Here is a 13,898-nt window from a genome sequence, read left to right as displayed (position 1 = left end):
CGGTAAGCCGGGCGCTTGCCACCGGCAAGCTCAATTTGTGGGGTTTTTCACGCACTCTTGGCGGGATCACCCCTGGGCGTACCCCCATATTCTTGGCTCTGCGGCGCTGCGTGCCGTGACAACCGGAATGACCAAATGGGAACTCGCCCCCACCTCGCCGCCGCCAAGCGCCCCGCTCCGCAAGCCGTGTCCAAAGTGTTGCGTGACGTGAGCCAGGGTGGCAAAGGCGATCCGGTGCCGGCGGCGCCTGCGGCCGCGCCCCAGGCAACGGTCGACCAGAGCGCCCTGATGCGCGGGCTGGAGTTGCAAAATTCTGGCCGGCTGGCCGAGGCGGAAGTCGTTTTCAGCGACTACCTGCAGACGCACCCGTTTGACGGCATCGCCACGTATTCCCTGGCGCTGATCATGACCCAGAGGCAGGACCAGGCCGGTGCCTTGCGCTTGCTGGCCAACTGCCTGACCACCAACCAGAACTTTGCGCCGTTGTGGATGGCCTATGGCAGCGTGCTGCAGGGCTTTGCGCGCCGCGATGAGGCCCTGGCGGCCTACGGCAAGGCCATCGCCCTGAACCCTCAGTACATCGAAGCCCTGGTCAACAGCGGCGTGCTGATGCGCGAGCAGCATCGCCATGCCGAGGCACTGGACTTCTTCCAGCGCGTGCTGGCCATCAAGCCCGACCACGAAACCGCCCTGGGCAACTGCGGCATCATCCTGACGGAGTTCAAGCGCACGGACGAAGCCGTCGCCATGTTCCAGCGCTTGCTGACCCTCAACCCCAATTACGAGTGGGGCCTGGGCCTGCTGGTCTACGAACGCATGCACGCCTGCGACTGGACCGACTTCGAGCCCCTGGCCAAGCAGATCATCGACGGCATCAAGCAGGGCAAGCACACCTGCAAATCCCTGCCGCTGATGGCCATCTCCGATGATTGCGCCAGCCACCAGCTCAGCGCCCGCATGTTCGGCGAACGCTTCCCCATCTCGGCCCAGCCTTTGTGGACGGGCCAGCGCTACCGCCACAAGAAGATCCGCGTGGCTTACGTGTCGCCTGACCTGCGCGAACACCCCGTGGGCCACCTGATGGCTGGCATCTTCGAGCACCACGACAAATCCCGCTTCGAGACCATCGCCATTTCACTGGGCATCGACGACAAGAGCCGCCTGCGTGGCCGCATGCTGGCCGCCTTCGACAAGTTCGTGGACGCGCGCCTGATGAGCTCGCGCGCCATTGCCGAGCTGATGCGCGAGATGGAAGTGGACATCGCCGTGGACCTGGCCGGCTACACCGCCGATTCGCGCACCGATGTGTTCGGCCACCGCCCGGCGCCGGCCCACGTCAACTTCCTGGGCTACCCTGGCACCATGGGCGTGCCCTATATGGACTACATCGTGGCGGACCGCTTCGTGATCCCGCCGGCGCACCAGCCCTACTACGACGAGAAGGTCGTCTACCTGCCCGATGCCTACCTGCCCACCGATGCCAGCCTGAAGATTTCGGAGCGCACCCCCACGCGCGCCGAGTGCGGTCTGCCCGACGAAGGCATCGTGTTCTGCTCCTTCAGCCACGACTACAAGATCAACCCGGCGTTGTATGACATCTGGATGCGCCTGCTTAGCCAGGTGCCCGGCAGCGTGCTGTGGCTGATGTCGCGCAGCGAAGCCTCGCAGCGCAATCTGCGCGCCGAAGCCGCCAAGCGTGGTGTGGACCCGTCACGCATCGTGTTCGCCAGCCGCGTGCCCATGGTGGAAGACCACCTGGCACGTTACCGCCAGGCCGACATCTTCCTGGACACCCAACCCTATAACGCCCACACCACCGCTGCCGACGCGCTCATGGCCGGTCTGCCTGTGGTGACCTACCTGGGTGGGGCCTTCCCATCTCGCGTGGCCGGCAGCTTGCTGCATGCCATCAACATGCCTGATCTGGTGGCCGACTCGGTGCAAGGCTACGAAGCCCTGGCCTTGCGCCTGGCCACTCATCCTGAAGAGCTGGCCGAGGTCAAGGCCCGCCTGGCCGCCAACCGCCACACCACGGCCCTGTTCGACACCGCCGAGTTCTGCCGCCAGCTTGAGAACGTCTACACCACCATCTGGCATGACTCGCAGGTCAACAAGCTGATCGGTGCGCCCGATGTGGTCGAGTCAGCCCCGCGTGTGGTTGCCGCCGCGCCCGCCCTGGTCGAAGATTTCTCGGTCGGCACGGCCGAAAGCGACCTGCAGCGCGGCAACCTGCAAAAGGCCGAGATGCTGTGCCGCCAGCAACTGGAGCAGGCGCCTGGCCACACCGGCGCACTCAAGCTGCTGGGTGACATCGCCAGCCGCATTGGCGCGCACGACCTCGCTGCCCGTTACTACGCCGACGCGCTCAAGACCATGCCTGAAGTGCAGGCTCTGGGCTCCAGCGTCAACGCGCTGCTGAGCCAGGCACAGACCAAGGCCAAGCTTGCAGCGGCTGGTGCCAACGCCAAAGACAAGTACCTGCTGATCAAGGCCTGGGGCTACGGCTTCTGGTCGGATCTGGACCATGTGGCCGCCGGCCTGCTGCTGGCCGAGATCACTGGCCGCCAGCCCATCGTGAACTGGGGCAGCAACAGCCTGTTCCGCAACCCACATGCCACTGGCAACGCCTTCGATAACTTCTTCGAACCCGTGAGCACGCTCTCCATGGACGCGCTGACGCGTGAGGGCCTGAGCTTCTATCCGGCCAAGTGGAGCAGCAGCAACCTGCAACTGGAAGACCACCAGAAGTGGTCGGGCGAGGGCTCGCGCATCACCGGCCTGTACCAGCTGCGCCGTGAAGAGGACGTGGTCGTCAGCGACTTCCACACCAAGGTCAACGACCTGATCCCCTGGATCCCTGAGAGCAGCCCCTTGTTCGGCAAGGACCGCAACCAGCTCTACCGCCACATCTTCACCAAGTACCTGCGCCTGAAGCCCGCGCTGCAAGCCAAGGTGGACCAGCAGGCCGCCACGCTGTTTGCCGGCAAGCAATGGCTGGCCGTGCACATGCGCGGCAGCGACAAGGTCAAGGAGATGGCCCATCTGGACACGATCAACCAGGCCTACTGGACCTCGATCGAGCAGATCCTCAAGGTCAACCCGGGCCTGAACATCTTCCTGCTGACCGACAGCGACCAGTTGCTGGTCGAGTTCAAGCAGCGCTTTGGCGACAAGGTGCTGAGCCTGGATTGCGTGCGCAGCAGCAATGACACAGGCGTGCATTACGCGGGCCATTCTGGTGTAGAACTGGGCGAGCAGGTGATCCTCGATTCCTGGCTGGCCGCGCGCTGCGACATGTTCCTGGGCAACGGTGGCTCGAACGTGTCCGTGGGCATCCGTCACCTCAAGGACTGGCGCCCGGGCACCTTCTTCCTGCTGGGGGCGGACTTCCTGGGCGAGCGCAACCTCATGCTGCACAACTGGTGATCACCAGGTCATCGCAAGCCAGGTCATCAGGCGGGGCAGGTCGGGCCGACCGCGTATTCAACAAGGATGAACATGAGTTCCAAGATCGTCATTGACGGGGTGTTCTTTCAGATTGGCCGCTCGGGCATTGCCCGCGTGTGGACCAAGCTGCTGCAGCACTGGGTGAACACCGGCTTTGCCAGCGAGGTGGTGGTGCTGGACCGCAACCGCACCTGCGTGCGCGTTGACGGTGTGCGCTACCGCGATGTGCCGCCCTTCGGCTATGACAACCTGGACGAAGACCGCCGCATGGTGCAGGCCTTGTGCAATGACGAGCAGGCCGACCTCTTCATTTCAAGCTACTACACCTTCCCGGTGAGCACGCCCTCGGCCATGTTGATCTACGACATGATCCCCGAGGCGCTGGGCTGGGACCTGACGCAGCCCATGTGGCGCCAGAAGCAGGAAGCCATGCAGTACGGCCAGTATTTCTCGGCGATTTCCGAGAACTCGGCGCGTGACCTGCGCAAGCATTTGAACCGCCCGGACCTGAAGGTCGAGATCGCCTACACGGGCACCGACTTCGTGCCGGCGACGCCTGCCGCGATTGACAGCTTCAAGACCCGACACGGCATCGATCACCCGTACTTCCTGATCTCGGGCACGCGCGGCGGCTACAAGAACGTGGCCTTGTTCTTCAAGGCATTCGAGACCCTGGGCGACGCACGTGCCCGCTACAGCATTGTCTGCACGGGCGGCGGCCAGATCGAGCCCGAGTTCGCGGCGCAGGCCGGCCCGGCCGACGTGAAGGTGGTCATCCTCGATGACAACGACATGCAGGCGGCTTACTCAGGCGCCGTGTCTCTGGTCTACCCGTCCTTGTACGAAGGCTTTGGCCTGCCCGTGCTGGAGGCCATGGCCTGTGATTGCCCGGTGATCACCTCAGACTCTTCGTCGATCCCGGAAGTGGGCGGGGATGTGCCGCTGTATGTGCACATGGATGGCCGCGCCGTCACCCAACTGGCCGAGCACCTGATCACCATCCAGGACCCGCAAGTGCGCCGCACGATGATCGAAGCAGGGCGCGTTCAGGCCAGGAAGTTCCGCTGGGACACGATGGGCGACATCATGCAGCGCTTCCTGAGCGATGCGGCCAACGATTGCAAGGCGAAGAAGGTGGCAAAGGCGCATGCAGCCTGTCGTTTGTGCGGCTCGCCCACCCACGCGATTTTCAACAAGCAGGTGCTGCATCGCTTTGATGTGCAGTACAGCCAGTGCGACCACTGCGGCGCGGTGCAGACCGAGAAGCCTTATTGGCTGGCCGAGGCCTATGTGCCTGAAAACGAGATGTTCGACACGGGGCAGGTGACGCGCTCGCTGATCAATGCCGGGGTGCTCAACACCTTGTTGCCGCTGTGTGGCATGGACAACAAGACCCGCATCGTGGATTACGGTTGTGGCTCGGGGCTGTTTGTGCGGTCCATGCGCGACATTGGCTGGGACGCCTGGGGTTATGACCGCTACAGCCAACCGCGGCTGGCATTGGGCTTTCAGACGCCCACGTTCAGCGGCTTTGATGTGGTGAACCTGTGCGAGGTGGTCGAGCACTTCGATGAGCCCAAGGCGGCGTTTGATGCGATCTTTGAGACCAATCCGAAGGTGGTGGTGATCCAGACGGGGATCGCCAACCAGGTGGCGGCGGATTGGGACTATCTGACGGCAGAGCACGGGCAGCACATCTTTTTCATGTCGCCAAAGACCTTGAACTGGTTGTGCCAGACGTATCAGCGGGTGGCGATCAATGTGATTGGCTTTCAGGTGCTGGTGACGCCGGAGATTGCGGTGAAGCTGATTGACCCGGCGACGGGGGCGGTGAGGGCCGAGCATCAGCAGGCGTTCAACAATGTGCTGGTGGGGCTGTGGCAGGGTATGTTTGCCAAGCCGTATTTCCATGCAGGGCAGGACAACCAGTTGTTGAAGGACAAGGCCAACGCGGTGTGATTGCTGAACTCGTGCTTTTTTGAATGAGGCCTGGCTTGTGAGCTGGGCCATTTTGTTTGGTGGGTGGATGGGGCGCTTTGTCGGTGCAGCCCCCGGCCTGCGGCTGTAGCGCCAAAGCGCTTATTCGTGATGGTCGTAAGCCTGGAAGCCCGCCAGCTTGACCAGGCTGTCGCGCTTGGCCGCCGAGTAGTCGCTCAGCACCATCTCCTTGACCAGCTCACCCAGGGTGATCTTGGGCACCCAGCCCAGTTTCTGCTTGGCCTTGGTGGGGTCGCCCAGCAGGGTCTCCACCTCGGTGGGGCGGTAGTAGCGTGGGTCAACTTTGACGATCACGTCGCCCACCTTGCACTTGGCCAGCACCTGGCTATCGCCCTTGGCGTTGACCACAGGCGCTATGCCCGTCACGCGGCCCACTTCCGATTCGCCTTCGCCCTCAAACGCGAGGGTGATGCCCAGCTCCTTAGCCGCGAACTCGACGAACTGGCGCACGCTGTACTGCACGCCCGTGGCGATCACGAAGTCCTCCGCGTGGTCCTGCTGCAGCATCAGCCACTGCATTTCCACGTAGTCCTTGGCGTGGCCCCAATCCCGCAGCGCGCTCATATTGCCCAGGTACAGGCAGTCCTGCAGGCCCAGCGCAATGCGGCTGATGGCGCGTGTGATCTTGCGGGTCACGAAGGTCTCGCCCCGCACCGGGCTTTCGTGGTTGAACAGCACGCCGTTGCAGGCATACATGCCATAGGCCTCGCGGTAGTTCACCGTGATCCAGTAGGCGTACATCTTGGCCACCGCATACGGGCTGCGGGGGTAGAAGGGCGTGGTTTCCTTCTGGGGGATCTCTTGCACCAGGCCGTACAGCTCGGAGGTGGAGGCCTGGTAGAACTTGGTTTTCTTCTCCAGCCCCAGGATGCGGATGGCTTCGAGCAGGCGCAGCGCGCCGATGCCGTCGGCATTGGCGGTGTACTCGGGCTCTTCAAAGCTCACGCCCACGTGGGACTGGGCGGCCAGGTTGTAGATCTCGTCAGGCTGGACCTTCTGGACGATGCGCACCAGGCTGGTGGAGTCGGTCAGGTCGCCGTAGTGCAGCACGAAGTTGCGGTTGCTGACGTGCGGGTCCTGGTACAGGTGATCGATGCGGTCGGTGTTGAACAGGCTGGAGCGGCGCTTGATGCCATGGACTTCATAGCCCTTTTTCAACAGAAAGTCAGCCAGATAGGAGCCATCCTGACCGGTCACGCCGGTGATCAATGCCACTTTCTTCATGATGTACCTTTGAGGATCAATGCTTGATTTGCTGGAGCTCGAAGTCCACCATTTCGCCCACGAGTTCTTCCAGCGTGGTCTGGGGTGTCCAGCCTAAAACCGATGCGGCTTTGCCGGTGTTGACCTTGGGCTGTGCCGGGTCGTAGGGCCGGTAGAAGACCGGATCGACACCCACGATGAGCTTGCCGGTCTTGCGGTCAAAGCCCTTTTCGTTGACGCCGTGGTCTTCCCAGACCAGGTCGAAGCCGGCGCGGGCAGCCGCCATGCTCGTGAAGTCCCGCACGCTGACCAGCCGGCCGCTGGCGATGACAAAGTTGTCCGGTTGGGGCAGCTGGACGATGCGCCACATGGCTTCAACGAAATCACGCGCATGCGACCAGTCACGGCGGGCATCCAGGTTGCCCAGGTAGACGGTGTCTTGCTGGCCTGCCTTGATCTGTGCCAGGCTCTTGGTGATCTTGCGGGTCACGAAGTTCTCGCCGCGCAGCGGGCTTTCGTGGTTGAACAGGATGCCGGTGGACACGAAGGTGCCATAGCTGGCGCGGTAGGCCTCGGCCATGATGTGCGCGAACAGCTTGGTGGCGCCGTAGGGTGTCTTGGGGTTGAAGCTGGAGTCTTCGGTATGTTGGGCATCGGTGATGCAACCGAAGATCTCGGAAGATGAGGCCTGGAAGACATGCGGTGCCCAGTCGGCCCAGCGGGCCACCTCAAAGATGCGCAAGGCGCCCATGCCACCGATTTCTGCGGTGGCCAAAGGCGTCGAGAACGAATCGCCGACCGAGCTTTGCGCGGCCATGTTGAAGATGAAGTCGGGCCGATGCTGTTTGATCTGTTGCTCGATCAAGGCACTGTCACCCAGGTCAAAGGGGATGAACGCGATTTGGTCGGCAATGCCCAGATGGCGCAGACGCCACAGGCGCTCGTCGGTGAGCTCACCGCGCGCGCCTCCAATGACCTCATGGCCATGCTCAAGGGCGTGCTGCGCCAGGTAGGCTCCGTCTTGCCCCAACACACCTGTGATCAGTACCTTTGCCATGTCTTTCCCCGGTTGTGTTCAGGCAGCGACAAGCGCGGCTCATTCTCAGGCTGCTTCAGGCAGCTTGTCCAGCACGCCGGGGACGCGGTAGATGTTGATGTAGTGCTGGATGGGCATGCCCCAGCTCTTGAAGCAAGCGCGGTACAAGGCACAGGCTTCGTCAAAGCGCTGGCTGTTGGTCAGGCGGTGGGCGCTGTTGATCACGTCCAGCAGCAGTTCCGACTCCAGCTTGTTGGTGACCAGGCGGAAGCGGATGGCGCGGGCGTAGTAGTACGCGGCGGTACCCAGATCCTGGCGCTCGAAGCACTGGTTGGCCACGATCAGGGCTTGCGCCATGTTGGTGGGCTCCTTGAGCTGGAACTCGGCGGCCCAGGGGGTCTTGTCCAGGTACTTCTTGTAGATGGCCTGCAGGTCGAAGTCGTAGTGACGGTGCCAGGGCTTGATGTTGCCGCCAAAGTGGATCACGCGCGAGGGGTAGGTCTTGAGCACATTGATGTCTTCCAGCGGAACCGGGTTGAGGTTCCACTTGAGCGGCACCTTGCGCTTTTGGCCCTTGAGCACGACGTTGATGGCGTCCTGGTCCAGCAGGATGGCCAGTTGGGGGTTGGCCGCCAGCCACTTCAGGCACTTGTCGGCGATCTGGTGTTCACGCCAGTAGGCCAGGTTCATGACCAGCACGCCAGCGTTGATGTAGAAGTCGTCGCTCAGGCCCAGGCGGCCTGTCTGGCCGGGGTTTTCTTCATCGACACCGGCGCAGCCGCAGCCTTCGACATCGGTGTTCCACAGCTCGGTCACGTCGGCTTCCATGACCATGTCGCAGTCGAAGTAGATGACCTTGTCGACATTGATCAGCAGTGGCAGCAGGATGCGGTAGTAGGTGGCGCGCGAGATGTGCAGGTGCTCGCGCAGCGAGGACAGCACCGAGGCGTCAAAGGCCACGTAGTTCAGCGTGGCGCCGTAGCGCTGGGCCACCGAATTGAGTCGATCCAGGTCCTGCTGGGGCAGGGGGGGCGAGACCACGTGCACGCAGACATTGGCGGGGTCGTTGTGCTCCAGCAGCGAGGCCAGGGCCACAGCCACGTGTTGAACGTAGGCCAGGTCGGTGCAGTAAGCAACTTGGATCCGGGTGTCGGCGGTGTTCGTCATGGCTGTGTCAGTTCTTGAGGTTGAGTGCAGCAGGTGCAGGATGCGTCAGGCGCGGGTGCGCAGATCGAACAGGAAGTGCCCGATTCGTCCGGCGATTTCGGCTTGACGCATTTGCCACCATGCGATAGTGGTGCGCTGCAGGTCCAGCAGCCTCTCGGGTTGTGTCTGGCGGATGCGGGCTTGTTCGGCCAGGAAGGCCGGCAGGTCTTCCCAGCTGTCGATCACCGGGAAGGGCACGCCACCCAGGGCAAAGGGCGAGCCCATGAAGTCGTGCTTCAGTGAAATCGGGATGCAGCCCATTTCCAGCACGTCGTACAAGCGGATGGTTTCGGGCGAGTTGCCGGCGGGGCAGGGGCAGAAAATGGCCGATTCCAGCACCGTGGAATACAGGCCCACGTTGAACCCGGCCGAGAAGCCCGCGCTGGGGTTCACGAAGAGGTTGGGCTGGCAGGCCTCGATCTGCACCTGGAAGAGGGCGCGCTCGTTGTGGTACGAGCCGTTGTTGCTCAGCCAGCCCATGAAGGCCGACAGGAAGCTGCGGTCTGTCGTGGGCTTGAGCCGGGTGTGGTCCCGTGGGCCCACGCCGCTCTTGAAGCCGTTGGGCGACCAGAAGACCTTGCCCACCCAGCGGATGTCTTCAAAGATGTCCTGGAAGAAGTAGTTCTTGATGACGCCGTCGCACAGGTCGTAGGCCTCGCGCGTTTTCTTGCCGTATTCGTCGCCCATCTGAAAGAGCACGACGCGGTTGCCGCGGCTCTTTAGCGAGCGGATCAGGTTCAGGTCGGCGCCACCCAGCTCCAGGTAGATGATGACGTGGTTGTGCAGGTTGCCGGTGTCCTGGACCATCGTGAAGGGCAGGCCCCCTGCGATGCGGTTCTGGATGTACCAGACCTCCAGGGCCGCGTTGAGGGTGGCGGGGTCTGATACCAGGGTCAGAGGGCGCATGGGGGGCTTCCTGATGGGATGTCGAGGGCAGGCTCAGACTGCGGCCGTCAGCTCTTTGGCGGTGGAGGTGGACAGGAGCTTGTCGAAGTAGGCGATGGTCTTGCCCAGGCCTTGCTCCAGCGCCGTGGTGGGCTCCCAGCCCAGGGTTTGGCGGGCCCGGGTGATGTCGGGGCAGCGCTGCATGGGGTCGTCCTGCGGCAGGGGCTTGTAGACGATGGGCGAGCTGGAGCCGGTCATCTCGATGACTTTCTCGGCCAGGGCCTTGACGGTGGTTTCGACCGGGTTGCCGATGTTGATGGGGCCGGTGACTTCATCCGGGGTGTCCATCAGGCGCAGGGCGCCGTCGATCAGGTCGTCCACATAGCCGAAGGAGCGGGTCTGCGCGCCGTCACCGTACAGGGTGATGGGCTTGCCGGTCAAGGCCTGAACGATGAAATTGGAGACGACGCGCCCGTCGTTGGGGTGCATGCGCGGGCCGTAGGTGTTGAAGATGCGCATGACCTTGATGCGCAGCTTGTGCTGGCGGTGATAGTCAAAAAACAGGGTTTCAGCGCAGCGTTTGCCTTCGTCGTAGCAGGAGCGGTAGCCGATGGGGTTGACGTGGCCCCAGTAGTCTTCGGTCTGGGGGTGCACCTGGGGGTCGCCGTAGACCTCGCTGGTCGAGGCCTGCAGGATCTTGGCCTTGACGCGCTTGGCCAGGCCCAGCATGTTGATGGCACCGTGCACGCTGGTCTTGGTGGTCTGGACCGGGTCGTGCTGGTAGTGGATGGGCGAGGCCGGGCAGGCGAAGTTGTAGATCTCGTCCACCTCGACGTACAGCGGGAAGGTGACGTCGTGGCGCTGGAATTCGAAGCGGGGGTGATCGAGCAGGTGCTCGATGTTGCGGCGGGTGCCGGTGAACAGGTTGTCCAGGCAGATCACCTCATGGCCCCGCTCCAGCAGTTGTTCACACAGGTGTGATCCCAGGAACCCTGCGCCGCCGGTGACGAGACAGGTCTTGCTGGTGCCGAGTCGTATGCTCATGAGGCTTCTCCTTGACGAGCGCCCAGGAGACCCTTCTCCCGGAACGTAGCAGGCAGTTTTGCTGCGTTCGGCCTGCTGCATTAGCCCGAAAAGGCGCGCCATCCGTGCACTTTTGCATGCTTCAGATGGTGAAAGGCGCTCAGATCAAGGGGTGGTTGAGCTTGTCGTCGACCAGTTGGGTGTGGTCCACCTGGGTGAGTTGGGCGTCAAGGTGGACCACGGCGGGTGTCGCGGCTACCTCGGTGTGGCTGCTGTTCAGGGGGCTGGCCAGCAGGTTGTCGCCAGGGTGGGCGAGCAGGTCGCCGGCGCTGATGGGCAGCTGGTTGGCGAGGTGATCGGCTGCGGCGTGATCGGTGGATGGCGTGGTGGCCGGCGCGGCGGTCGAAGTGTGCTGCTCTTTGGCAAACCAGACGTCTGCCATGGCGTGGGTGGCGCCGTCGGCTGTCTTGTAGCCGGAGACCAGGCCCAGCAGGTTGCCGTTGTCGGTGGTCGAGCTGGCATGGGCGTGGAGGTCCAGCTCGATGATGCCCAGGCTGGACAGGTCCTTCAATTCGCCGGCGTCCGAGATGCCATTGCCGTTGGCGTCTACCCAGACCTTGAGGTCCTTGAAGTGGGCGTCCGCCGCGGTCAGCTTGAAATCGTGGTTGCTGTCTTGCGCCAGCATGGCGGTGTAGCCGTTGCCAGCGCTGTGGCCGTCCGCCAGGCGGGTGGCGGTGCCGAACAGTTCGGTGCCGTCATTGATCTGGCCGTCGTGGTTGAGGTCGATTGCCAGCAGGCCATCTGCCTTGGACACCCAGCCGTGGGTGGCCGTCGAGCCGGTTCCCAGCAGGTCGAACTGGGTGCCGTAGGTGGCCGACATGGTGTGGACGCCATCGCCGTTCAGGTCCAGCACGATGGGCGAGATGGCGGCGAGTGCGGCGGTCTGGTCCGTGGACAGGGCGTTGACATCCAGCGCGGCACCTTGCGCCATGGTCATCACCGAGATCTCGGTGGTGGTCAGCGCGGCCATTTCCGCCGTGGTGAAGCTGGCGATCTGGGCGGTCGAGAAGCCGGCGATCTGCGCGGTCAGGAAGGCGGCGATGTCTTGCGTGGTCAACGCCTGGATCTGGTCGGCCGTCAGGGCGTGGATCTGGGCCGTCGACAAGGCCTGGATCTCGGTCGCGGTGAAGGCGTGAACGGCATCCGTGCTGAGTGCGGCAAATTGCTGCGTGGACAGCACGATCAGGTCAGCTGTCTCCATCGCGACGATGTCCGCCGAGGTGAAGGCGCTCACCTGGGTGGTGCTCATGATGGCGAACTCGGCGGTCGTGAGTGCCACGAACTGGTCCGTGCTCAGGGCAACGATGTGTGCGGTGGTCAGCGCCATCACTTCGGCGTTGGTCAGGGCTGTGATCTGCTCGGTCAGGATCGCGTGGACCTGGGCGGTGCTCAGCGAAGCGATCGCGTCGGTCGTGAAGGCGGCCAGTTGGGCTGTGGTGAGGGCCGTCACGTGGGCGGTCGACATGCCGGTGAGCGTGTCGCTGGTCAGTGCGCGGATCTCGGCCGTGGTGAACGAGGCCAGATCCTCGGTCTGGAGAGCGCCGAACTGGGCGCTGCTGAGCACACGGATGTCGTTTGTGGTGAGCGAGGCGGCCTGCGAAGTGGTCAGGGCGACGATCTGGGCGGTGCTGAAGGCGCTGAACTGTTCGGTGGTGAGGGCCACGATGTCGGCGGTGCCCAGCACGGCGATCTGGGCGGTGCCCAGGTTGCCGATCGCGTCGCTGGCCAGGGCGCGCACGGCCGCGGTGCTCAAGGCGGCGATGGCTTCGGTCTGCATGGTCACAACCTGGGCGCTGGTGAGCTGGGCGGTCTGCGAGGACGTCAGCACCATGGCCTGGGCGGAGGACAGGGCCTGGGCTTGCGCGGCGGTCATGCCCGTGATGGCGTCGGTGCTCAGGGCGCGGATGTCGGCAGTGCTCAGTACGCTGGTGTCCAGGGTGCTCAGGGCGGCGAACTGGGCGCTGCTGAGGACGGCGGCCTGGGCCGATGTCAGCACGGCGGCATCGGCGCTGGTGATCGCGGCAATGTCGGCGGTGTCGAACGCGGCGATTTGCGCGGTCGTCATCGCCACGATCTGCGCCGTGGTCAGCGCGGCGACCTGGGCGGTGCTCAGGCCGGTGAGGGTGTCAACGCTCAGGGCGCGGACGGCGGCGGTGCGCAAGGTGGCGAAGTCGTCGGTCTCCAGGGCGGCCAGTTGTTCGCTGCTGAGCACGGCGGCCTGGGCAGTGCTCATGACAGCGGTGTCGGCCGAGGTGAGGGCCACGATCTGGGCGGTGCTGAAGGCGCTGAACTGTTCGGTGGTGAGCGCCACGATGTCGGCAGTGCCCAGCACGGCGATCTGCGCGGTGCCCAGGTTGCCGATCACGTCGCTGGCCAGGGCGCGCACGGCCGCGGTGCTCAGGGCGGCGATGGCTTCTGTCTGCATCGTCACGATCTGGGCACTGGTGAGCTGGGCGGTCTGCGAGGACGTCAGCACCATGGCCTGGGCGGAGGACAGGGCCTGGGCTTGCGCGGCTGTCATGCCCGTGATGGCGTCGGTGCTCAGGGCGCGGATGTCGGCAGTGCTCAGCACGCTGGTGTCCATCGTGCTCAGGGCGCCGAACTGGGCGCTGCTGAGGACGGCAGCCTGGGCCGAGGTCAGCACGGCGGCGTCGGCGCTGGTGATCGCAGCGATGTCTGCGGTGTCGAGCGCGGCGATTTGCGCGGTCGTCATGGCGATGATCTGCGCCGTGGTCAGCACAGCGACCTGGGCGGTGCTCAGGCCGGCGATGGCGTCGATGTTGAGCGCGCGAACGGCGCTTGTGCGCAGGGCGGCAAAGTCGACCGTTTCCAGGGCGGCGAGTTGTTCGCTGCTGAACATGGCAGCCTGGGTGGAACTCAACACGGCCGCATCGGCAGAGGTGAGCGCCACGACTTGATCGGTGTTCATCACACTGATCTGGTCGGTGGTCAGGGCGGCGATGTCCGCGGTGCTCAGCACGGCGATCTGGGCGGTGCTCAGGCTGCCAAAGGCCTCGGTGCTCATGGCGCGCATGGCGGC

General features: G+C 63.9%; 7 protein-coding genes and 1 pseudogene. 2 read left to right on the top strand and 6 right to left on the bottom strand.

What is annotated here, in order from left to right:
- The first annotated feature begins 135 nt into the window (after positions 1-135).
- On the top strand, positions 136-3,426 hold the full coding sequence (locus HY019_RS08135) for a tetratricopeptide repeat protein (protein ID WP_290690139.1): 3,291 nt from the start codon (positions 136-138) through the stop codon (positions 3,424-3,426).
- A gap of 72 nt (positions 3,427-3,498) precedes the next feature.
- Positions 3,499-5,406 (top strand): glycosyltransferase, encoded by a 1,908-nt coding sequence (locus HY019_RS08130; RefSeq protein WP_290690133.1) that lies wholly within the window; start codon positions 3,499-3,501, stop codon positions 5,404-5,406.
- A 120-nt stretch (positions 5,407-5,526) separates the two neighbouring features.
- Here HY019_RS08130 and gmd read toward each other — a convergent pair whose 3' ends face one another.
- From gmd to HY019_RS08100, 6 genes and pseudogenes are all read right to left on the bottom strand, one after another.
- A complete protein-coding gene (gene gmd / locus HY019_RS08125) occupies positions 5,527-6,669 on the bottom strand; it encodes a GDP-mannose 4,6-dehydratase (RefSeq protein ID WP_290690131.1) in 1,143 nt (380 codons plus the stop codon).
- A 16-nt stretch (positions 6,670-6,685) separates the two neighbouring features.
- Positions 6,686-7,705: a GDP-mannose 4,6-dehydratase gene (locus HY019_RS08120; RefSeq protein WP_290690129.1), complete on the bottom strand. Its 1,020-nt coding sequence runs from the start codon at positions 7,703-7,705 to the stop codon at positions 6,686-6,688.
- A gap of 45 nt (positions 7,706-7,750) precedes the next feature.
- The gene (locus tag HY019_RS08115) at positions 7,751-8,851 is read right to left on the bottom strand and encodes a glycosyltransferase family 8 protein (RefSeq protein ID WP_290690127.1); all 1,101 of its coding nucleotides are present in this window, start codon (positions 8,849-8,851) and stop codon (positions 7,751-7,753) included.
- A gap of 45 nt (positions 8,852-8,896) precedes the next feature.
- A complete protein-coding gene (locus HY019_RS08110) occupies positions 8,897-9,796 on the bottom strand; it encodes an exostosin family protein (RefSeq protein ID WP_290690125.1) in 900 nt (299 codons plus the stop codon).
- A gap of 33 nt (positions 9,797-9,829) precedes the next feature.
- Entirely contained in the window at positions 9,830-10,819 is a 990-nt protein-coding gene (locus tag HY019_RS08105; protein ID WP_290690123.1) for a UDP-glucuronic acid decarboxylase family protein, read from the bottom strand.
- 139 nt (positions 10,820-10,958) lie between these two features.
- Positions 10,959-13,898: pseudogene (locus HY019_RS08100) on the bottom strand (heme utilization protein); the annotation flags it as partial.

Source organism: Aquabacterium sp. (assembly GCF_016195855.1).
Classification (GTDB): Bacteria; Pseudomonadota; Gammaproteobacteria; order Burkholderiales; family Burkholderiaceae_C; genus Aquabacterium.
Note: the sequence above shows the minus strand (reverse complement) of the source record. Positions and strands in the feature narration are given on the sequence as shown.

What these genes read in the sequence shown, in the direction of transcription:
- HY019_RS08135 (WP_290690139.1), top strand. Translation starts at nt 136, where the DNA reads ATGGGAACTCGCCCCCACCTCGCCGCCGCCAAGCGCCCCGCTCCGCAA.
- HY019_RS08130 (WP_290690133.1), top strand. Translation starts at nt 3,499, where the DNA reads ATGAGTTCCAAGATCGTCATTGACGGGGTGTTCTTTCAGATTGGCCGC.
- gmd (WP_290690131.1), bottom strand. Translation starts at nt 6,669, where the DNA reads ATGAAGAAAGTGGCATTGATCACCGGCGTGACCGGTCAGGATGGCTCC.
- HY019_RS08120 (WP_290690129.1), bottom strand. Translation starts at nt 7,705, where the DNA reads ATGGCAAAGGTACTGATCACAGGTGTGTTGGGGCAAGACGGAGCCTAC.
- HY019_RS08115 (WP_290690127.1), bottom strand. Translation starts at nt 8,851, where the DNA reads ATGACGAACACCGCCGACACCCGGATCCAAGTTGCTTACTGCACCGAC.
- HY019_RS08110 (WP_290690125.1), bottom strand. Translation starts at nt 9,796, where the DNA reads ATGCGCCCTCTGACCCTGGTATCAGACCCCGCCACCCTCAACGCGGCC.
- HY019_RS08105 (WP_290690123.1), bottom strand. Translation starts at nt 10,819, where the DNA reads ATGAGCATACGACTCGGCACCAGCAAGACCTGTCTCGTCACCGGCGGC.